The 19,910-nt window shown below is 73.1% G+C and carries 19 protein-coding genes; 3 read left to right on the top strand and 16 right to left on the bottom strand.

From position 1 onward, the window contains the following. Positions 1-89: 89 nt before the first annotated feature. The 10 genes from ACIBG6_RS10090 to ACIBG6_RS10045 form a co-directional block, all read right to left on the bottom strand. On the bottom strand, positions 90-1,634 hold the full coding sequence (locus tag ACIBG6_RS10090; RefSeq protein ID WP_399222109.1) for an alkaline phosphatase family protein: 1,545 nt from the start codon (positions 1,632-1,634) through the stop codon (positions 90-92). A gap of 131 nt (positions 1,635-1,765) precedes the next feature. Continuing rightward, positions 1,766-2,824, bottom strand: a complete 1,059-nt coding sequence (locus ACIBG6_RS10085; RefSeq protein ID WP_399222108.1) for a 2-aminoethylphosphonate ABC transporter substrate-binding protein — start codon at positions 2,822-2,824, stop codon at positions 1,766-1,768. A gap of 67 nt (positions 2,825-2,891) precedes the next feature. Then, complete coding sequence (locus ACIBG6_RS10080; RefSeq protein ID WP_399222107.1) at positions 2,892-3,689, bottom strand: ABC transporter permease; 798 nt, start codon at positions 3,687-3,689, stop codon at positions 2,892-2,894. After that, entirely contained in the window at positions 3,676-4,548 is an 873-nt protein-coding gene (locus ACIBG6_RS10075; RefSeq protein WP_399222106.1) for a 2-aminoethylphosphonate ABC transporter permease subunit, read from the bottom strand. Before ACIBG6_RS10075 ends, ACIBG6_RS10080 begins: the two co-directional genes overlap by 14 nt. After that, positions 4,541-5,593 carry an ABC transporter ATP-binding protein gene (locus ACIBG6_RS10070; protein ID WP_399222105.1) on the bottom strand — a complete coding sequence of 351 codons (1,053 nt, stop codon included), beginning with the start codon at positions 5,591-5,593 and terminating at the stop codon, positions 4,541-4,543. The genes ACIBG6_RS10075 and ACIBG6_RS10070 overlap by 8 nt, the downstream gene beginning before the upstream one ends. Next, on the bottom strand, positions 5,590-6,276 hold the full coding sequence (locus tag ACIBG6_RS10065) for a phosphonatase-like hydrolase (RefSeq protein WP_399222104.1): 687 nt from the start codon (positions 6,274-6,276) through the stop codon (positions 5,590-5,592). The genes ACIBG6_RS10070 and ACIBG6_RS10065 overlap by 4 nt, the downstream gene beginning before the upstream one ends. A 5-nt stretch (positions 6,277-6,281) precedes the next feature. Further along, complete coding sequence (locus tag ACIBG6_RS10060) at positions 6,282-7,403, bottom strand: TIGR03364 family FAD-dependent oxidoreductase (RefSeq protein ID WP_399222103.1); 1,122 nt, start codon at positions 7,401-7,403, stop codon at positions 6,282-6,284. 135 nt (positions 7,404-7,538) lie between these two features. Then, positions 7,539-8,306: a GntR family transcriptional regulator gene (locus ACIBG6_RS10055; protein ID WP_399222102.1), complete on the bottom strand. Its 768-nt coding sequence runs from the start codon at positions 8,304-8,306 to the stop codon at positions 7,539-7,541. 94 nt (positions 8,307-8,400) lie between these two features. Continuing rightward, positions 8,401-9,618, bottom strand: coding sequence for a hypothetical protein (locus tag ACIBG6_RS10050; RefSeq protein ID WP_399222101.1), 1,218 nt, complete (start codon positions 9,616-9,618; stop codon positions 8,401-8,403). Between the two features lie 125 nt (positions 9,619-9,743). Then, positions 9,744-10,862, bottom strand: a complete 1,119-nt coding sequence (locus ACIBG6_RS10045) for an ROK family protein (RefSeq protein WP_399222100.1) — start codon at positions 10,860-10,862, stop codon at positions 9,744-9,746. 56 nt (positions 10,863-10,918) lie between these two features. Here ACIBG6_RS10045 and ACIBG6_RS10040 point away from each other — a divergent pair, with 56 nt between their 5' ends. Both ACIBG6_RS10040 and ACIBG6_RS10035 read left to right on the top strand, forming a co-directional pair. Then, the gene (locus tag ACIBG6_RS10040) at positions 10,919-12,019 is read left to right on the top strand and encodes a Gfo/Idh/MocA family oxidoreductase (RefSeq protein WP_399222099.1); all 1,101 of its coding nucleotides are present in this window, start codon (positions 10,919-10,921) and stop codon (positions 12,017-12,019) included. Further along, a complete protein-coding gene (locus ACIBG6_RS10035) occupies positions 12,016-12,492 on the top strand; it encodes a heme-degrading domain-containing protein (protein ID WP_399222098.1) in 477 nt (158 codons plus the stop codon). The genes ACIBG6_RS10040 and ACIBG6_RS10035 overlap by 4 nt, the downstream gene beginning before the upstream one ends. On the opposite strand, the gene ACIBG6_RS10030 is transcribed toward ACIBG6_RS10035, so the two are convergent. The 5 genes from ACIBG6_RS10030 to ACIBG6_RS10010 all read right to left on the bottom strand — a co-directional run bounded on the left by ACIBG6_RS10030 (position 12,464) and on the right by ACIBG6_RS10010 (position 16,926). Continuing rightward, positions 12,464-13,972: a choice-of-anchor A family protein gene (locus ACIBG6_RS10030; protein ID WP_399222097.1), complete on the bottom strand. Its 1,509-nt coding sequence runs from the start codon at positions 13,970-13,972 to the stop codon at positions 12,464-12,466. The two genes, ACIBG6_RS10035 and ACIBG6_RS10030, sit on opposite strands and share 29 nt — an antisense overlap. A gap of 184 nt (positions 13,973-14,156) precedes the next feature. After that, positions 14,157-15,014, bottom strand: coding sequence for a fumarylacetoacetate hydrolase family protein (locus ACIBG6_RS10025; RefSeq protein ID WP_399222096.1), 858 nt, complete (start codon positions 15,012-15,014; stop codon positions 14,157-14,159). A gap of 138 nt (positions 15,015-15,152) precedes the next feature. After that, positions 15,153-15,893, bottom strand: a complete 741-nt coding sequence (locus tag ACIBG6_RS10020) for a YidC/Oxa1 family membrane protein insertase (RefSeq protein ID WP_399222095.1) — start codon at positions 15,891-15,893, stop codon at positions 15,153-15,155. Positions 15,894-16,012: 119 nt separating this feature from the next. Continuing rightward, positions 16,013-16,306: a DUF6412 domain-containing protein gene (locus ACIBG6_RS10015; protein ID WP_329623252.1), complete on the bottom strand. Its 294-nt coding sequence runs from the start codon at positions 16,304-16,306 to the stop codon at positions 16,013-16,015. A gap of 71 nt (positions 16,307-16,377) precedes the next feature. After that, complete coding sequence (locus ACIBG6_RS10010) at positions 16,378-16,926, bottom strand: winged helix-turn-helix transcriptional regulator (protein WP_399222094.1); 549 nt, start codon at positions 16,924-16,926, stop codon at positions 16,378-16,380. Between the two features lie 123 nt (positions 16,927-17,049). On the opposite strand from ACIBG6_RS10010, the gene ACIBG6_RS10005 reads away from it, so the two are divergent. Then, positions 17,050-18,429 (top strand): MFS transporter, encoded by a 1,380-nt coding sequence (locus ACIBG6_RS10005; RefSeq protein ID WP_399222093.1) that lies wholly within the window; start codon positions 17,050-17,052, stop codon positions 18,427-18,429. On the opposite strand, the gene ACIBG6_RS10000 is transcribed toward ACIBG6_RS10005, so the two are convergent. Continuing rightward, a complete protein-coding gene (locus ACIBG6_RS10000; RefSeq protein WP_399222676.1) occupies positions 18,386-19,876 on the bottom strand; it encodes a sodium:solute symporter in 1,491 nt (496 codons plus the stop codon). The two genes, ACIBG6_RS10005 and ACIBG6_RS10000, sit on opposite strands and share 44 nt — an antisense overlap. Between the last annotated feature and the right edge of the window lie 34 nt (positions 19,877-19,910).

Genomic DNA, 19,910 nt, shown 5'->3' with positions numbered 1-19,910 from the left:
CTGGGGGCGCCGCGACAGCGCTGTGGCGACGCCCCCAGGGTAGTCAGGAAGCCGTGACCTTGACCCCGTCGGTGATCAGGAAGCCGTGATCAGGAAGCCGTGACCTTGACGCCGTCGATCGTCCAGTACCAGTTGTTGGCGCCGGTGTAGCGGAAGCGGAAGCTCACGCTGGACGTCCCGGCGGGGACGTTCACGGTGAGCGACTGGGGCTGGGAGATCACGTCGGAGGTGTAGCTCTTGACGACGGTCGGGGTGCCGCCGTTGAAGCTCGCCAGGACCTGGGCGGTCTGGCTGCCCTCCTGACGGTAGAAGGTCGTGAAGTCGAGGGTGGCCCGGGTCGCCCCGGAGACGCTGTACGCGGGGGTCACGAGGGTCGAGTCGTACGGACCCGAGAAGGACTTGTCGGCCCACTCGTCGGAGTCGGCGACGGCGAAGACGCCCCGGGCGCGGACGTTGAGCTCGCGGGACTGGTCGCGCTGGGACCGGGACCAGAACTCGTCGGTGGCGAACGACCAGCCGCGCCACTCGGTCATGCCGCCGGTGCCCATGGCGTTGTTGATGACGGACCAGCCGCTGGGCGCGGTGTGGGTGAAGCCGAGGATCCCGACGGGGATGCCGGTCTCGTCGACGCGGCCGGTGAGGGAGCCGTACAGGCTGTCGAACGGGTCGGTCGAGCGCTGCTGGATCGGCTTGCCGTCGAGGCCCCAGGACGCGGCGGGGACGATGCCGAGCTGGTGGAAGACGGTGGCGGCGACGTCGACGAGGCGGGTGTCGATCGGGCGGGCGCCGGCGGCGATGCCGGGCCCCTGGGCGAGGACGAAGGTGCGGCGCTCCTCGATGGCGGAGCCGCCGTGGCCGCCGCCGTCGGTGTGGCCGTGGTCGGTGGTGACGATGACCGTCCAGCGTTCCGTGGCGTACGCGGGGCGGGCCTTGATCGCGGTGAGGAGGCGGCCGAGGTAGGCGTCCTGGACGTCGATGGCGTTTAGGTACTTGCTGTGCGCGGCGCCGTAGTTGTGGCCGATCTCGTCGGTCTCGCCGAAGTAGACGAAGAGGACGTCGGGGTTCTGGTTGCGGAGGATGTCCTCCGTCGCGTCGGTGATCACCAGGTCGTTGACCACGTAGTTGTTGTTGTAGACGAGCTTGGCGTCGGCGCCGGGGGTGACCGTGCCGTGGGTGTCCAGCTCGGGCCAGTCGACCGCGGCGAAGAGCGAGAGCTCGGGGCGGATCTGGTGCAGCCGGGCGAGGAAGCCGGGGTACTGGCCGTAGTTCTTTCCGGTGAAGGTGTTGTCCTTCACGCCGTGCTTGTCGGGCCAGACGCCGGTGGAGATGGTGGACCAGCCGGGGCCGGAGGAGGTCGCGGCCATCGGGTTCGCGTAGAGCAGGGAGCGGCCGAACGTGCCGTTCGTCATCAGGGACTTGAGGTGCGGGGCCTTGGCGGCGTCGATCCTGTCGTACCGCAGGCCGTCCATGCCGACGACGAGCACCTTGTCCTTGCTGGTGCCATTGGGGAGCGTGGGGGCGGCGGTGGTGGCCGCGTGGGCGGCGGGGGCGGTGAGCGCGCCGGTGGCGGCGACGGCCGCGCCGGCGCCTGCGGCGGCGAGCACGGTGCGGCGGGGGATGCCGGTGATCGGCATGTCGGAGTCCTCCGTCAGAGGTCGATAGGGGGCGAACGTGCGCCAACACCCCTGATTTCTCAGGGGCGTTGGTTCGTACCCGTTATCTTTCCGCGATCTACGGAGGCTTTCCAGAGTCGTACGGTGAACTCTTAGCTTCCGGTCGCGGACTTCCACCCGTCGACGTACGTCTTCAGGTTCTTGTCGATGTCGGCCCAGTCCGGCTCGAAGATCTCGACGCCTTCGAGGAGCTTGGCGAGTTCGATCGCGTTGGCGTCGGTGGGCTTGACGTCCTTGCGGGCCGGGAAGCCGCCGCCGATCGCGCTGACCTCGCGCTGGGCCTGCTCGCTCAGCATGAAGTCGAGGAGCTTCTTGCCGTTGTCGGCGTGCGGGGCCTTGTCGACCAGGCCCGCCGCGTACGGCAGGGCGAAGGTGGTCGGCTTGCCGGCGCCCTTCGCCGGGAACCAGATGCCGAGGTTCGGCATGGACCGGGCCTGGGCGAAGTTCATCTGGACGTCGCCGTTGGCGACGAGCAGCTCGCCCTTGTCGACCTTCGGGGCGAGCTTGGAGGTGGAGGAGGACGGGCCGACGTTGTTGGCCTGGAGCTTCTTCAGGTACTCCAGGGCCGGCTCCTGGCCGCCGAAGTCGTGCATGGCCTTGATGAGGACGGCGGTGCCGTCGCCCGCGACGCCGGGGGTCGAGTACTGGAGCTTGTTCTTGTACTTCGCGTCGAGCAGCTCCTCCCAGCTCTTGGGGGCGGCCGGCAGCTCCTTCTTGTTGTGGATGAAGCCGAAGTAGTTGTTGACGACCGAGGTCCACTTGCCGTCGCCGGACTTGTCGCCACCGCCGACCTGGTCGGCGCCCTTGGTCTCGTACGCCTGGAGCAGGCCCTTGGAGTCGGCCTGCTGGATGAAGGGCGGCAGGGTCACGATGACGTCGGCCTGGGTGTTGCTCTTCTCGCGGAGGGCGCGCTGCACCATCTCGCCGGAGCCGCCCTCGACGTACTTGACCGTGATGCCGGTCTGCTTCTCGAAGTCCTTGAAGACCTTGTCGTACCAGCCGTCGCCCGCCTCGCCCTTGAGGCCGTCGGCGCTGTAGACGGTGACGATCTTCTCGTCGGAGGCGGCGGAGGAGCCGCCGCAGGCGGTGAGCGTGGAGGCGAGGGCGAGAGCGCCGGTGACGGCGGCGATCGGCTTGGCGTACGTACGCATAACGTCGTTTTCTCCTAGCGGAATGCGGACTGGCGGACTGCGGACTGGCGGACTGGCGGACTGCGGACTAGCGGAAGGAAGCTCTGGTACGGATCCGGGAGACGGCGAGCAGGGCCAGCAGGGTCGCGGCCATGAGGACCACGGCGAGGGCCGAACCGGTGAAGAGCGAACCCCGGTCGGTGGCCGTGAAGATGAGCACCGGAAGCGGCAGCCAGTCCGGCGGGTAGAGCATCATCGTGGCGCTCAGCTCGCCCATGGACAGGGCGAAGCAGAGCCCGGCCGCCGCGTTCAGGGACGGCAGCAGGAGCGGGAGCCGCACGCGGAGCAGGACGTACGCGGGGCGGGCGCCGAGGCTGGCCGCCGCCTGCTCGTACATCGGGTCGAGGCGGCGGATGGCCGCCGAGACCGACTGGTGGGCGAAGGCCGTGACGAGCACGGTGTGGGCGAGGATCACGATCCAGCGCGTGCCGTTGAGGAGCACCGGCGGCTGCGAGAAGGCCACGAGGACGGCGAGTCCGACGACGACGGACGGCACGGCGACCGGCAGCATGAACAGGGCGTCGAGGATCCTGCGGCCCCGCTTGCCCATCGCCGCCGAGGCGAGCGCCGCCCAGGTGCCGACGGTCAGGGCGATCAGGCTCGCGGTGACGGCGGTGACCAGGCTGGTGGTGAGCGCCTGGAGGGATTCCCCGCGCACGGCCGCCGTGTAGTGGGCGGTGGTGGGGCCGGAGGGGAAGGCGCCGGACCAGTGGGTGGAGAACGAGGCGGCGACGATGACGAGCAGGGGCAGGGCGAAGAGGGGGACGAAGAGGACCGCGAACAGCGCCCAGGCCGTCCACTTGCCCGTACGGCTATGCACCAGCACGGCGGCTCACCCCCCGGTAGAGGACGTAGAGGCCCACGGAGAGCGCGACGTTGACGACGGCGACGACGCAGGCGGCGGCGTAGTCGGATTCGAGGATCGCCTTGCTGTAGACGAGCATCGGGAGGGTCGTGACGCCCTTGGCTCCGGTGAAGAGGACGATCCCGAACTCGTTGAGACACATGACGAGGACGAGGCTGCCGCCCGCGGCGAGCGCGGGGAGCGCCTCGGGCAGGATCACCTGCCGGATGATGCGGAGCGGCCTCGCGCCGAGGGAGGACGCCACCTCCAGCTGGGCGGTCTCCAGTTGCGAGAACGCGGCGAGGAGCGGGCGCATCACGAAGGGCGTGAAGTACGTGATCTCGGCGAGGAGGACGCCCCAGGGGGTGGTGAGGAACTGGAAGGGGCCGGTCGTGTCGCCGGTGACGTCCGTCCAGACGCCGTTGGCCATGCCGACCGTGCCGTAGAGGAACAGCAGGGCGAGCGTGATCAGGAACGACGGGAAGGAGAGGAAGACGTCGATGAACTTCGCGACCGCCTTCCCGCCGGGGAAGGGCACGAAGGCGATCACGAGCGCGAGCGCGAAGCCGAGGACGAGGCAGCCGATCGTGGAGGCGACGGCGAGCCACACGGTGGTGACGAGGGCCTCTCGGAAGGACTCGGAGGCGAAGACGTCGGCGTACGCGCCGGGCGCCAGGGACTCCTGGACGACCAGTGCGAGGGGGTAGAGGAAGACGAGCGCGAGGACGGCGACGGGGGGCAGGGCCCAGACCCAGGCGGGGAGGGAGCGGGGCGTCCTCGTGGACCGGCCGGGCCCCTGGTCCGTCGCCGCCGGGGCGGCGATCCGCACGGCGCTAGCCATCCGTCACCCCCGCGCCGAGCAGCACCGCGTCGTGCGGGGCGAAGTGGAGCGCGACCTCGGTGCCGAGCGCCGGGGTCTCCCGGAGTTCGCGCACGTCCGCCTTCACGCGGTGGCCGCCGACCTCGACGTACAGCCGGTGGGTGGAGCCGCGCCACTGGACCTCGGTGATGCGGCCCCGGAGCGCGTTCGGTCCTTCGCCGAGGCCGACCAGGTGCGGGCGGACGCAGAGGGTGGCGCTCGCGCCGGCGGCCACCCCGTCGGTGGGGACCTTCAGCTCGGTGCCCGCGAAGGCCACCCCGTCCGCGCCGACCGTCACCGGCAGCAGGTTGGCGTTGCCGACGAACGACGCCGTGAACTCCGTACGCGGGCGGCGGTACAGGTCCTGCGGGGTGCCGCAGTCCTGGAGCCGGGCCTTGTCCATGACGGCGATCCGGTCGGCGAGGGTGAGCGCCTCGACCTGGTCGTGGGTGACGTACAGGATCGACACGTCGGGCAACTCGCGGTGCAGTCTGGCCAGTTCGGCGAGCATGCCGGAGCGGAGCTGGGCGTCGAGGGCGGAGAGCGGTTCGTCGAGGAGGAGGACGCGCGGCCGGATCGCGAGGGCGCGGGCGATGGCGACGCGCTGCTGCTGCCCGCCGGAGAGCTCGCGGGGGTAGCGGCGCGCGTACGCCGCCATGCCCGTCATCTCCAGGGCCTCGGCGACCCGGGCGGGGATCTCGGCCTTGGGCGCCTTCCGGGCCTTGAGGCCGAAGGCGACGTTGGCGTCGACGCGCAGGTGCGGGAAGAGGGCGTACTGCTGGACGACCATGCCGATGCCCCGCTTGTACGGCGGGAGGGCGGTGACGTCCTGGCCGCCGATGAACACCCGCCCGGAGGCCGGCCGCACGAACCCGGCGACGGCCCGCAGCGCGGTCGTCTTGCCGGATCCCGAGGGCCCGAGGAGGGCCATGACCTCGCCGGGTTCGACGGTCAGGTCGAGGCTGTCCAGGACGGTGGTGCCGCCGTACGCGACGGAGACGCCCTCGAAGCGGATACCGCTGTTCATGCCTCCAGCTCCCGGAGGAGTGCGGGGAGTTCGGCGATCGAGGCGAGGACGTGGGTGGCGCCGTGCTCCTCGAGGGCGGCCTCGTCGTGGGCGCCGGTGAGGACGCCCGCCACGATCCCGGCGCCCGCGCGGGAGCCGCTGAGCATGTCGTACGAGGTGTCGCCCGCGACCGCGATCCGCCGGACGTCGTCCACCGCGCCCGTACGGAGGAGGGCCGCGAGGACCATGTCCGGGTAGGGGCGGCCCCGGCCGCCGGCGTCGGCCGGACAGAGGGTCAGCTCGACGAGGTCGCGCCAGCCGAGGGCGTCGAGGATGGCGTCCTGGGTGACCCGGGCGAAGCCGGTGGTGAGGACGACGCTCCTGCCCTGCTCCTTCAGCGTGGCGACGGCCTCGGCCGCGCCGGGGATCGGTGCGATCAGGCCGCCGGAGACGAGCTCTCCGTAGGCCTCCTCGAAGGCGAGGTTGGCCTGCTTGGCGCGGTTCTCGTCGCCGCCGAAGAGGTGGCGGAAGACGGAGATCTTCGACTCGCCCATGGTGGCGCGGACGTAGTCGATCATCGTGGCGGGGTCCTCGCCGAGGCGCTCGGCGGCGGCGGAGAAGGCCCGCTCGACGAGGCCGCCGTCGGCGACGGTCGTGCCGGCCATGTCGAGGACGACGAGGTTCATCGGGTCGTTCTTGGTCATCGGTGTCACCAGCCCAGTTCGTTCGCGGTCGTCTCGGCGATGGCGGGCGAGCAGGTCATGCCGCGCCCGCCGGGCCCGGTCACCAGCCACACCCCGTCGCCGACCTGCTGGCGGTGCACGACCCGGCTGGTGTCGACGCACTGCGCGTACACCCCGGCCCAGCGGCGCCTGATCTTCGGCAGCGGGCGGCCGAGGAACGACTCGACGACGCGGGTGAGGTGCTCGTAGGGGTCTTCGAGGGTGTCGAAGGCGAAGGGGTGCTCGTACTCGTGGGTGTCGCCGATGGTCAGTCCGCCGTCGAGCCGCTGCACCATGAGGAGCTGCATCTTGTGGGCGGCGGCGGTCGGGTCCTGCGGCTGACCGGCGTTGAGGTCGTCGAGCGCCTCGGAGGCGTACGCCGGGTAGTAGCGGAAGGAGTCGGCGTCGGCGACGGAGGTGGTGAGCGGCTCGCCGAGGGGCTCGGTCTGCATCATCTGGAGGCGGACCCGGCGGACGGGTATCTCGCCGGCGACCTCGCGGACGAGGCCGGAGAGCCAGGCGCCGGTGCACAGGACGACGGCGTCGCCGGTGTGCGTCTCGCCCCGGTCGTCACGGACGGCGCCCCTGCCGACGACGTCCCGGACCTCGCGGTTCGGCAGGAAGGTGTACTTCCCGGTGGCCAGCAGCGCCTCACGGAGGGCGAGTTGGGCGAGGCGTGGCTCGACGGCCGCGTCCCGCTCGCACCAGAGGGCGGCCTCGAACTCCCCTCGCAGGGCGGGGTTGACCGCGCGGGCCTCGTCCGCCGTCAGCAGCTTGTAGCCGCGGGCGGCGGCGTCGGGCCGTGCGAGGGCGGCTTCGGCGACGGCCAGTTCCAGGTCGTTGCGTACGGGGGTGAGGGAGCCGATGGCCCGGAAGCCGAGCCCGGGGACGCGGGCCCCGATGCCCTCCCACAGTTCGCGGGCGCGCAGGGCGGTGTCGAGCTCCTCCCCGCCCGCGCGTCCGCTCACCCAGATCTGGCCGAAGTTGCGGAGGGACGCTCCGCGCGCCTCCGCCTCGCGCTCGATGTGTACGACCTCATGGCCGCGTTCCACTGCGTGCCAGGCGTGCATGGTTCCCACCACGCCGGCTCCTACGACGATCACCTTCATGGCCGAAACGGTCGTGGCGGCGGGTGGCCCGGACGGATCCGGTGGGCAACGGGACGGTGAACGGCCCGACAAGCTTGGACCAGACCCGTTACCGTTCTGTGATGTTCGAGCGGGCGTGGGCGCCTGTGGTCGGGGTCAGTCCTGGCGGCCCAGGTGCGCCGTGAAGCTGAACCGGTCACCGCGGTAGAGGGTGCGGACCCGCTCCAGGGGACGCCCGGAGGTGTCCCGGGAGACGCGGTGGAGCAGCAGCATCGGCAGCGCGGGCGGGGTCCCGATGAGCAGGGCCTCGCGCGGGGTCGCGAGCACGGTCTCGATCCGCTCGTCGGCGTCGCCGAAGGTCACGCCGAGGTGGTCGTGGAGGTAGGCGTAGAAGGAGGAGTCCGGGTCGAAGTCGACGTCCAGGCGCGGGGCGCGGGCCACGGTGACGTACGTGCTCTCCAGGCCGACCCGCTCGTCGTCGGCGAGCAGCACGCGCTCCATGTGCCAGACGGGCTCGCCGCGTTCGGCGCCGATCTCCGGCGCGAGCGCCTCCGGGCAAGGGAAGCGGTCGAGGGAGATCAGGCTGCGGCCGGGGCGGCGGCCCTGCCGGCGGACGCCCTCCGTGTAGCTGGCGAGCGAGAGGGGCTGTTCGAGCTTGGGACCCGCGACGACCGTGCCCCGGCCCTGGCGGCGCACCCGGCCCTCCAGGAGCAGTTCGCGCAGCGCCTGCCGGACGGTCTCGCGGGACACCTCGTACCGGACGGCGAGGTCGCGCTCGGTGGGCAGCAGCCCGCCCTCCCCCAACTCGTCGACGAGCAGGGCGAGTTTCGCCTTCACGGCGTAGTACTTGGGAACCCTGCCGTGCTCGGGAACGCCGGAACGGACGGGGGCGCCGGGGTCGGCGGGGGCGGTCTGGTAGTTCACGGAGGGATCGTCGCAGACGGTGATGAACGGGGAGGTGTACGGAACGTGGCTCAGGGGTGCCGGGGGTGACGGGGGGCGCGACGGGGGCGGGCGGTTAGGGAGCGGTACCGGGGACGGCGTTGCGGGCGGTCCGGCGGACCGTGCGCCGGGCGGTACGGACGAGGCCGGCGCCGAGCAGGACGAGCGCGGCGGCGAACGGGGCGAGGACGAGGGCCTGCTCGCCGGACTCCCGTCCGGTGCGGGCGAGTTCAGGCCTCGGAGCGCCGGTGTCCGCGCCCTTCGGATTCGGGACCTTCGGCTCCGCAGGGGTCCGGCCCGGCGGCTCGGCCGCTTCGGCGGTCGGCTCGGGCGTACCGGACGCGTCGGGTGCGACAGGGCCGACGGTCAGGCGGTAGTCGCCGGAGGCGCCGACCCAGTCGCCGTCGGCGCCTCGGCGCTGGACGACCGCCGCGCTCACGACGACCTCGTCGGGGGCGGTGTCCTCGCGGAACGCGAGCCGTACGGGGACGGTGAGGGTCCGGCCCGCGGGGACCGCGAAGCCGCCGAAGTCGGCGAACACGCCCACGTTCTCGGCCGCCTCGGTCGTCTCGAAGACCACGGGCCACCAGCGGGCCGACCCCTCGTCGTAGAACTCGAAGCGGATCTGGGCGGGCCGGAGGGCGCGGTCCCGGTCGCTGTCGGCGAGGACGAGGACGGGGTGGACGCCGGTGCAGGACGTGTCGGTGGTGTTCGTGAGGTCGAGCTTCCAGGCCCGGAGGGGGCCGCCGGCGGCGTAGTCGTCCGGGCCGCCGTGGATCCGGGTCGCGAGCGGGAACCCGCCGTCGGCGGCCGTACCGCAGGAGGGGGCCGGCGGGTCGGGCGGGGGCGCGACGGGGGCGGGGTCGACGGGGGCCGGGGCGTCGGGCGCGGGGGCGTTGAACGCGGGGGGCGCGGAGGCGCTGGGTGCGGGGGGCGCGGGGGCGCCGGGCGGTCGGGTGCCGGGGACTGCGCCGGGGGGCGGGGCGCCGGGGACGAAGGCGGCTGCGCCGGGGGGCGGGGCGCCGGGGACGAAGGCGGCTGCGCCGGGGGGCGGGGCGCCGGGGACGAAGGCGGCTGCGCCGGGGGCCTGGGCGTCGAGGGCCGGGGGCGCTGCGGCGAGCGCCGCCGGGGCCGGGGTCGCGAGGGCGGGGGCCGTGAGGGCGAGGGCAGCGGTCGCGGTGACCGCCGAAACAGCCGCCGAGACGGCCGCCGTCTTCGCGGTCGCTCTGGCCGACGCGGCCAGGGTCGCGGTCACGGCGAGGGCGGTGCGCTGGCGCAGGGGGGCGGGTCCCATGGGGTGGCTGCCTTTGCTGCTCGCGGGCGTACGGGTCGGCCGCGACGCTGCCACGCACGGGCGGGCGGGCCGGGCAGCGACACCGCTCGCACCCCCGGACAGCCCGAGCAATCCGCCCGATCAGCCTATTGTCCGAAGATCGGACCGAGAACGAGCCACGCCGCGCCCACCGCCACCGCCTGGGGGGCCGCGGCCACGGCGACCGGCGTCGGGAGCCCGAGCCCGGCGAGGACCTCCCGGACCCCGTCGGCGAACACCTCCGGCGCGCCGAGCACCACCCGCCCGCCCAGCAGGACCTGATCGATGTCGAGGAGCCGTACGAGGTTGGCCGCGCCCGCGCCGAGGATCCGCGCGGCCTCGGCGAGTTCGCCGCGCGCGACCGCCGCGAGGCAGAGGACCTCCAGGCAGCCGCGCCCGCCGCAATCGCACGGGGGCCCGTCGAGCTGGACGGTCTGGTGCCCGAGCTCGCCCGCCCCGGTCCTGTCCCCGCGCAGCGGCACGCCGCCGAGGACGAGCCCGGCGCCCAGCCCCGTACCGAGGTGGACGTAGGCGAAGGAACCGGGGGCGGCGGGCCGCAGGGCGAGGCCGAGGGCGGCGGCGTTCGTGTCCTTGTCGAGGACGACGGGCAGCCCGAGGCGCCGGGCCAGTTCGTCCCGTACCGGATGCCCGTCCCAGGCGGGGAAGCCGGTCACGCGGCCGGGCACCCCGGCGCGATGATCCAGGGGCCCGGGCATGGCGACGCCGACCCCGAGGACGGGACCGACGGGCTCGCCCTCCCCGGCGGGCTCGCCCTCCCCGGTGGGCTCACCGGCCCCTTCCGCGAGCAGCGCCCGCACCTCCCCCGTCACCGCGTCCAGGACCCGCCCCGCCCCCTCCCCCAGGTCGACCGGGTGCCGGCGGAGGGTCACGACCGTGCCCGCGAGGTCCGTCAGGAGGGTCGTCAGCTCGTCGCGGTCGAGGTGGACGCCGACCGCGTACCCGGCGGAGGGTGCCAGGCGCAGGACCGTGCGGGGTTTGCCGCCCGTCGAGGCACGGTGGCCCGCCTCCGCCGCGAGGCCCTCGGCCCGGAGCCTGGCGGTGATCTTGCTGACAGCCTGCGGGGTGAGACCGGTCCGCTCGGCCAGCTCCAGACGGCTGATCCCCGCCTCCCCCGCCGTGCGCAGGAGGTCGAGCACGAGCGCCGCGTTGTGGCTGCGCAGCGCCGGTACGTTCACGCCGCCCTGGTCCCTCTGCTCCCTCTTCACGCCCCCATTGTCGCGGTCGCTTGCACTTTGGCAACAGCGTTGCTTAAGTGACTCACATGACTGGCACCGACCCCCGTACCCCGCGCACCCCCCTCCGCGTCGGACTCGTCGGCTACGGCCTCGCGGGCTCCGTCTTCCACGCCCCGCTGATCGCCGCCTCCGAGGACCTCGTCCTCGCCGCCGTCACCACCGGCAATCCGGAGCGGGCCGCCGAGGCCCGCGCCGCCCACCCCGGCGTACGGGTCGTGACCTCCCCGGAGGAGCTGTGGGAGCGGGGGGCGGCGGACGAGCTCGACCTGGTCGTCGTCGCCTCCCCCAACAAGACGCACGTCGCGGTCGCGACCGCCGCCCTGGAGGCCGGCATCCCGGTCGTCGTCGACAAGCCGCTCGCCGGGACCGCCGCCGAGGCGCGCGGCCTCGCCGCCCTCGCCGAGGAGCGGGGCCTGCTGCTCTCGGTCTTCCAGAACCGCCGCTGGGACAACGACTTCCTGACCCTCCGCCGCCTCCTCGACGAGGACGCGCTCGGCGAGGTCCAGCGCTTCGAGTCCCGCTTCGAGCGCTGGCGCCCGCAGCCCAAGGGCGGCTGGCGGGAGTCGGGCGCGCCCGAGGAGATCGGCGGGCTGCTGTACGACCTGGGCAGCCACGTCGTCGACCAGGCCCTCGTGCTCTTCGGCCCGGCGGTCTCGGTGTACGCCGAGTCGGACGTACGCCGCCCGGGCGCCGCCGCCGACGACGACACCTTCCTCGCCGTCACGCACGCCAACGGGGTCCGCTCCCATCTCTACGTGAGCGCCACCACCGCCCAGCTCGGCCCCCGTTTCCGGGTGCTCGGGCAGCGCGCGGGCTTCGTGAAGTACGGGCTCGACCCGCAGGAGGCGGCCCTGCGCGAGGGCCTGCGGCCCGTGCCGGGCACGGTCTGGGGCATGGAGCCGGAGGAGCTGTGGGGGCGGCTCGGCTCCGGGGAGTCCCCGCTGACCGGCGGCGGCACCCCGGTCCCGTCGCTGCCCGGCGCCTACCCGGCCTACTACGCGGCCGTCGCCGCCGCCCTCCGCGGCACCGGGGAGAACCCGGTCACCGCGCACGAGGCCGCCGCCGCGCTCGACGTCCTGGAGGCGGCGAAGCGGTCGGCCCGCGAGGGAATCACGGTGGCCCTGTGAGCGAGATCCCCGAACTGGAGGCCCAGGAGGCCCGCCTGGTCCTCCCCCGCTTCACGTACGAGGACGCCTGGACGCTCGGCAGCCTCCTCGTCGGCCTGGCCAGGGAGCGGCGGGCGCCCGTCGCGATCGACATCCGGCGGGGCGCGCAGCAGCTGTTCCACTGTGCGCTGCCGGGGTCCAGCGCGGACAACGACGCCTGGATCGACCGGAAGCGCCGGGTCGTCGAGCGGTACGGCGCGAGCTCGTTCCTGGTCGGCGCCCGGTTCCGCGCCAAGGGGACGACCTTCGAGGCGTCCTCGCGCCTCGACCCCGACCGGTACGCCGCCCATGGCGGTGCGTTCCCGGTCGCGGTCGAGGGCGCGGGGGTGATCGGTTCGGTCACGGTCTCGGGCCTGCCGCAGGCCGAGGACCACGCGCTGGTCGTCGAGGCGCTGGAGCGGCTGCTCAGTTCGTACGCCTCCGGCGACGGCTGACGGCCACGAGGATGCCGCCGCCGAGGGCGAGGCCCGCCGCGGTGGCGCCCATGACGATCTTCCCGGTGCCCGCGCCGGTCTCGGGCAGCTGTCCGCCGCCGTGCGGGCCGTGGTTGCCGCCGGAGTCGCCGTATCCGCCGGAGTCACCGCCGCCCGTGTGGCCGCCCGACGTGTGACCGCCGGTCGTGGGGTCGGTGGGCGTCGGGGTGGGGTCGGTCGGGGTCGGCGTCGGGTCCGTAGGTGTCGGCGTGGGGTCCGTGGGGGTGGGCGTCGGGTCCGTCGGCGTGGGGGTCGGGTCGGTCGGGGTCGGCGTGGGATCCGTCGGCGTCGGGGTCGGGTCGGTCGGGGTCGGCGTCGGGTCGGTAGGTGTCGGCGTCGGGTCGGTCGGGGTGGGCGTCGGCGTGGGATCCGTACAGGACGGGAGGTCGCCGTTGAACGGGTAGGCGTGCATCTCCTGGCCGCCGCCGCCGTCGACCTCCGAGGCGTGCGTCAGGTTCCCGGTGGTGAAGAACCGGCCGTTCGTGCCGGGCATCGTGACCGTCGCCGTACTGGCCTGGTTGCCGATGAGCACGCTGCCCGCGAACTGGGCCGTGCCCTCGAACTTGACCGTCGTCGCGTCCGGGAAGTTCCACAGGACACGGTCGCGCAGTCCGTCCGGCAGCCCGGCGATGAACGTGTCGACGGTGCGGTCGGCGCCGAGGACGTTGACGAGGACGGTCGCGTCGGCGGGGATGTTCGCGAAGCGGATGCCCTGTTGCGCGCCGCTCGCCGACTCCAGGTCGAAGTCGGCGTTGAAGACCTGGAGATCCGAGGTGCCGTCACCGGTGAAGAGGGTCTCGTAGTCGTTGTTGGAGGCGGTTCCGGTGGCGGTGCGGGAGGCACCGTTCACGTAGGCGTAGCACTGGCTGGCGTCGGTGAGCTGCCCGCGGAGGGCGGTGTACGGGTCGGCGGCCCCGGCGTCGTGGACCGGGGTGGGGTTCACCGTCCCGGAGAGCAGGCCCCCGTACCGTACGACGCCCTTGACGTCGCCCTCCTCGGCGAGGAGGGACTGGCCGGAGGCCACCGTCAGGTCCTTGCCGACGGTGAGGAAGTCGGTGTCGTCGTCGGGCGGGATGCGCGAGCCGGCTCCGACAATGCCGACGTTGTAGACGCTCGAGACGCCGGCGCGCTTGTTCTGGTCGAAGCCGCCGAGGACGACGACCTTGCCCTCGGCCTCGGCCGCGGCCTCGCGGACGAGGAAGTCGCCCCCCACGAAGATGTTGATGTTGTTGTCGCGGAAGACGACGCCACCGCTGTTGATGGGCGGGTAGCCGTCGGGCGGGCAGTTGCCCGGCAGACAGGGGCCGAGGCCACCGGGGAGCGGATCGGCGAAGCCGTTGACGGCCAGCGCGCCGACCAGGGCGGTGGCCCCGACCGTGGCCGCGGCGATGACGGCGAGGCGGCGCCGGGCGGGCCGCCGGTCGTGCGTGTCTTGTTCCATACCGGGCAATATGCAAAAACCACACGAAAATGGCGACGCCCCACGCGGGACGCCGCCGTTTTCACGCCAGAGTGTTCAAGCCACCGTCAGGCGACCTCAGGCGGCCTGCGCGCCGCCGTCAGGCGATCCGCGCACAGCCGTCAGACGATCCGCGCGCCAACCTCAGGCGGCCCGCACTCCGGCCTCAGGCGCTTTTGAGCTCCTGCCGCTGCCGGCCGAGGCCCTCGACCTCCAGCTCGACGACGTCACCGGCGCGCAGGTACGGCTTGGGCTCCGGCTGCCCCATGGCGACGCCGGCGGGCGTGCCGGTGTTGATGATGTCGCCCGGGTAGAGGGTCATGAACCGGCTGACGTACCGGACGACCTCCGCGACCGGGAAGATCTGGTCGGAGGTGTGACCGTCCTGCTTGAGCTCGCCGTTGACCCAGAGGCGGAGGGAGAGGGCCTGCGGGTCGGGCACCTCGTCGGCGGTGACGAGCCAGGGGCCGAGCGGGTTGAACGTCTCGGCGTTCTTGCCCTTGTCCCAGGTGCCGCCGCGCTCGATCTGCCACTCGCGCTCGGAGACGTCGTGGGCGACCGCGTAGCCGGCGACGTGCGCGAGGGCCTCCTCGTCGGTCTCCAGGTAGCGGGCGGTGCGGCCGATGACGATCGCGAGCTCCACCTCCCAGTCCGTCTTCACCGAGCCGCGCGGCACGAGCACGGTGTCGTCCGGGCCGACGACGGTGTCGACGGCTTTGAGGAAGACGACGGGCTCGGCCGGGGTGGCCTGGCCGGTCTCGGCGGCGTGGCCGTGGTAGTTCAGCCCGATGCACACGACCTTGCCGATCCGGCCGACCGGCGGGCCGACGCGCAGCCCGGTCGCGTCGAGCTCGGGCAGCACACCGGCCCCGGCCGCGCCGCGGATCCGGTCGAGCGTGGAGGCGTCGGCGAGCAGATTGCCGTCGATGTCGTCGACGAGCGCGGACAGGTCGCGAAGGGTGCCGTCCTCGTCGAGCAGGGCGGGACGCTCGGCTCCCGGCGGGCCTACACGCAGCAGCTTCATGGTCTTCTCCCGGTGGTCGAGGTGGGCCCGGGAAGGGCCCTGAGGGTGCCCCGGCCGATGGAGTGCGGCCATCGGAGGATTGGTCGATCCTCCAAGACATCGGGTCACTCTGCAAGACCCCGTTCACGCACTGGACCCTTACGCGCGAGTAGCAACGGCGCCGGAGGGCTCCTTCCCGGCGGCCGGCTCCTTCTCCTCCCGGAAGAGGAAGGCCCGCTCGACGGCGCTCCAGGTGGTGCTGGTGACGACGTAGAGGGCGGCGGCGAGGGGGACGACGGCGACGGTGATCAGGGTGGCGAAGGAGAGCAGCGGCATCACCTTGGCGATCGCGCCCGCGCCGGGCGTGGGCTGTCCCAGGTCGAGGGGCTGGGCGGCGAGCTGCCGCTTCGTGCGGCGGTAGCTGAAGACGGCCACGGCGGTGACGACCGCGAAGAGGACGAGGTAGACCCGGCCCGCCGGACCGAACACGCCGCCGTGGGAGAGGGCGTCGGCCCAGTGGTCGCCGAGCGGGGCGGCGAAGAGTGTGTGCCCGGCCATCCGGTCACCGGAGAACAGGTGGTACATCAGGAGGAACGCGGGCGCCTGGAGGAGGCTGGGCAGGATCCCGGCGAAGGGCGAGACCTTCTCCTCGGCGTGCAGCTCCAGCATCGCCTTCTTGAGGCGCTCGGGGTTCTTGGCGTGCTTCTTGCGGAGGGCGGCGAGCTGCGGGGCGATGCGGGTGCGGGCCTTCTGACCGCGGGCCGCCGCCCGGGACAGCGGGTGGACCGCGAGGCGTACGAGCATCGTGAAGAGGATGATCGCGGCGGCCGTGGCGGTGGTGGCGAAGAGCGGCTGGAGCAGGTCGGCGAGCCGCTCGACCAGGGAAGCGAAAACGGACAAGGGAGCCCTCCGTGGGGTCTCGTCGTGCCGGGAGAGATTCGGGTCTCGGCATGACGGATCCGCGTGAGGACCTTCCGGTGTGCGGGCGCCCCCTCGTGCGGGGCTCCGGCGTGGGCTCCCTACGCGGCCGTCGGGAGGGGACGGCCGGGAGCTCGGGGTCTGCGGCGCCCGGCGGCGTCGGGATCGCGCTGGGGCAGGAAGGCGGTACGCCGCTCACGGTCACGTATCGCCGTACGGACACGGGTGGCCGGGACGGCGGGAGCCGTCGGGGCGCCGATCAGGGCGCAGACGACGCTGGTCGCGGCGAGGACGACGGCGGCGAGGCCCGCGCCGTCGGAGAGGAGGAGGCCGGCGAGGGCGAGGAGGGAGAAAAGCGGCGCGAGCACGCGCAGGAGCAGGCTCCTGACAGTCATCCCTCGCCCCCCTCTCGCACGTCTCTCGATCGCCTCTCGATCTTTCCCACCCAGAAGACGCACGGGCTCGATCAGGAGTTCCCGCGCCCGGCGGAATCGAGCGGAGCGACGGGATCGAGCAGCCGGCGGGGCCGGAGCAGGGCGCGGCCGACCGGGTCGCCCGGGTCCGGGTCGAGCCCGGCGCCGGGCCGCATCTCGACGTCGGCGGGCGGCACGGGGACGCGGCAGGCGGGGCATTCGCCGTACGGGCCGAGCTCGGTGCCGCAGACGGCGTGGTGGAAGTGGCGCACCGGTACGGCTCCGGGGACCTCGACCCGCCCCCAGGCGCCGAGGGAGCGCAGGACGGGCCAGAGGGCGAGGCCGCGCTCGGTGAGCACGTACTCGTCGCGCGGCGGCGACTCCTGGTAGCGCCGCCTGTCGAGGACGCCGGCCTCGACGAGGGCCTGGAGGCGGGCGGCGAGGACGGCGCGGGGGACGCCGAGGTGAACGAGGAAGTCGTTGTAGCGGCGGACGCCGTAGAAGGCGTCGCGGACGACGAGGAGGGTCCAGCGCTCGCCGACGACCTCGAGGGCGCGGGCGATGGAGCACTGCTGGTGGGCGTAGTCCTTGCCGAGAGCCATGGCTCCATGGTACCCGTTCAAGGTTCAGTGAACGAACTGAGCTGATAGCTTGGGTTCATTCACCGAACCGACGGTGTCGTATCGACTGACCGTCGTATCGACTGACGGGCGGAGGTCCCTGCCATGCCCCAGCTCGCCACCACTCCCGGCGCCCCTGCGCGCACACGGCCGGCCCGCCCTTCCACCACGCTCGCCGTCACCGGCGCCGCCACGGCCGTCGCGCTGATGAACTACACGGCCCCGATGCTCACGCTCCCCGACACGGCCGCCGCCTTCGGGACCCCGCACTCGGCCCGCGCCTGGCTGCTCAACGGCACGCCGCTCGGCCTCGCGGTCCTCCTCCTGGTGGCCGGCAGCCTCGCCGACGCGCACGGACGGCGCCGGGTCTTCCTCCTCGGCACCCTCGCCCTCGGCGTCACCACCGGCCTCGGCGCCTTCGCGGGCTCCACCCTCGTCTTCACCCTGGCGCGGATCGCGCAGGGCGCGGCGAGCGCGGCGGTCCTCGCGGGCAGCCTGGGCCTGCTGGCCGACGCGTACCCCTCGGGCCGCGACCGGATCAGGGCGACCGGCGTCTGGGGGGCGTCGGTGAGCGGCGGCATCGCGCTCGGCCCGCTGCTCGCGGGCGCGCTGAGCCTGGTGGACTGGCGCCTGGCGTACGCGATGCTGGGCCTCGGCGCGCTGGTGATCGCGGCGACGGGCGCACGCACACTCGCCCCCGACACGGCGAAGCCGGAACAGCGAACCCGCCCCGACATCCCCGGCGCCCTCGCACTCGGCCTCGCCCTGGCGGCACTGCTCACCGCGCTCACACTGGGCAGGGACGGCTGGCTGCGGGCGCCGGTGGCCCTCCTGTTCCTGGCGGCGATCATGCTGACCGCGACCTTCGTGGCGGTCGAACACCGGAGCCGTACGCCCATGGTCGACCTGGCGCTCCTGCGCCGGCCGGCGTTCCTGGCGTCGACGCTGGGGGCGCTGTTCACGGGTCTGGCGGTGATCGGCCTGTTCAGCGTGGTGCCCGCGCTGCTCCAGAGCGGGGCGGGGATGTCGCCGCTGGGGGCGGCCTGGCTGTTCGTGCTCTGGTCGGGCACCGCGTTCGTGGCGGCCCTCCAGGCGCGCCGCCTGGCGGGCCGACTGTCGGCCACGTACCAACTGACCCTGGGTTTCGCCTTGTCGGCGGCGGGAGTCCTGGCCCTCCTCGGAAGCCTGGAAGGCCCCTGGCCGCGCCTCCTCCCCGGCCTCCTCGTGGCGGGGGCGGGCAGCGGCCTCCTGAACGCGGCGCTGCCCCGGCTCGCCGTCGACTCCGTACCGCCGGAGCGGGCGGCGATGGGCTCGGGGGCCAACAACACCGCCCGCTACATCGGTTCCGCGGCGGGCGTGGCCCTGACCCTCGCACTGACGACGGCGGGCCCGGACACGGCGCTCCTGGCCTCGGCGGGCCTGGCCCTGACGGGCGCCGCGATCACCCTCGTACTGGGGAGCCGGCCGGGGAGGCGGCGGGGCTGACGGCCGCGTCGGTGAACTCCTCCAGGGCGAGGACGTCCTCGTCGCCCCGGTCGTCACCGACCTCGGGCGGCCCGAGGAGGCTGACGGAGACGGCCACGGCGAGATTGACGACGAGGGCGAGCAGCCCGGCGTTGACGCCCCACAGCGGATCGTTCCCGGAGAAGACGAGCGCGCAGACGACCGCGACGCCGACCCCGAGCCCGCACACCCCACCCCGCACAGTCATCCGACGCCACACGAGCCCCAGCAGCACCAGTGGCAGGAGCTGGGCCATGCCTTCGTAGGAGATGAGGGAGAGGCGGACGAGGGTGTTGGGCGCGGTGTACGTCATGACGAGGGCGAGGGTCCCCGTGACGACGACCACGAGCTGGGCGGCGCCCTTCTCGCGGTGGCGCAGGCGGGGCGCGAGCGAGAGCACGCTCCGCCCCCACATGGTGCCGATGACGAGCATGAACACGGCCATGGGCACGATCGAGGAGAGCGCGGCCGCCACGCCGACGAGGCCGACGGCCCAGGCGGGGAGCGAGTCGGTGACGAGCTTGAAGAGGGCGAGGTTCGACTCGGCGCCGACGAGCCCGGGGACGACGAAGAGGGCGGCGGTGCCGAGGAGCATGGGAACGAACAGAAGGACGTTGTAGGCGGGGAGCCAGACGGCGTTGCGCCGGAGGGTGTCGGCGTCACGGGCACCGAGATACCCGGCGACGGTGGTCGGGAAGATCACCACGGTGAGGGAGTTGAGGACGGTGGTGGAGGCGAACCAGCCGACGCCGTACCCGCTCTGCTCGCCGCCGTGCCCGGGAAGGGAGAGCCACTCGCTCTTCTCGTCGACGAGCCGCCCGAAGAACTCCCCGAACCCGCCGAAGTAGTGCAGCGGCACGTACACGACGAGAAACCCCAGCGTGAGAATCACGAGCGCGTCCTTGAGGACGGAGACCCAGGCGCTGCCGCGGAGCCCGCTGACCACGACGAAGCCGGTGGTGACGGCGAAGGCGAGGAAGTAGGCGGGGCCGAGGCCGATGGTGCCGTACGAGATCGTGGACACGACCACGCCCATGCCGGTGATCTGGAGCTGGATGTACGGCAGGAGGAAGACGGTCGCGAGGACGGCGACGGCCGCGCCGAGCCAGGGGCTGCGGTAGCGGTGGGCGGTGATGTCGCTGAGAGAGACGAGCCCGTGCTTGCGGGCGTACCCCCAGAGCATGGGCCCGACGACGTACCCCACCGCGTACCCACAGGACATGTAGGCGACGACGTACAGCACGGGGGCGCCGTAGTTGTAGCCCCAGCCGGCGGCGCCGAGATAACTGAAGCTGGTGTACCCCTCCCCCGCCATCAGCACCCAGATGAACACAGGCCCGAGCGACCGCCCGCCGACGGACCACCCGTCGAGCCCACCACTGGCTTCCCTCCTCACGGCGAGAAGTCCGAGAAGAACGGTGAGCACCATGAAGACGCCGAAGACGGACACGGCGACGAGGGCG

It is taken from the genome of Streptomyces sp. NPDC050842 (assembly GCF_044456565.1).
Classification (GTDB): Bacteria; Actinomycetota; Actinomycetes; order Streptomycetales; family Streptomycetaceae; genus Streptomyces.
Note: the sequence above shows the minus strand (reverse complement) of the source record. Positions and strands in the feature narration are given on the sequence as shown.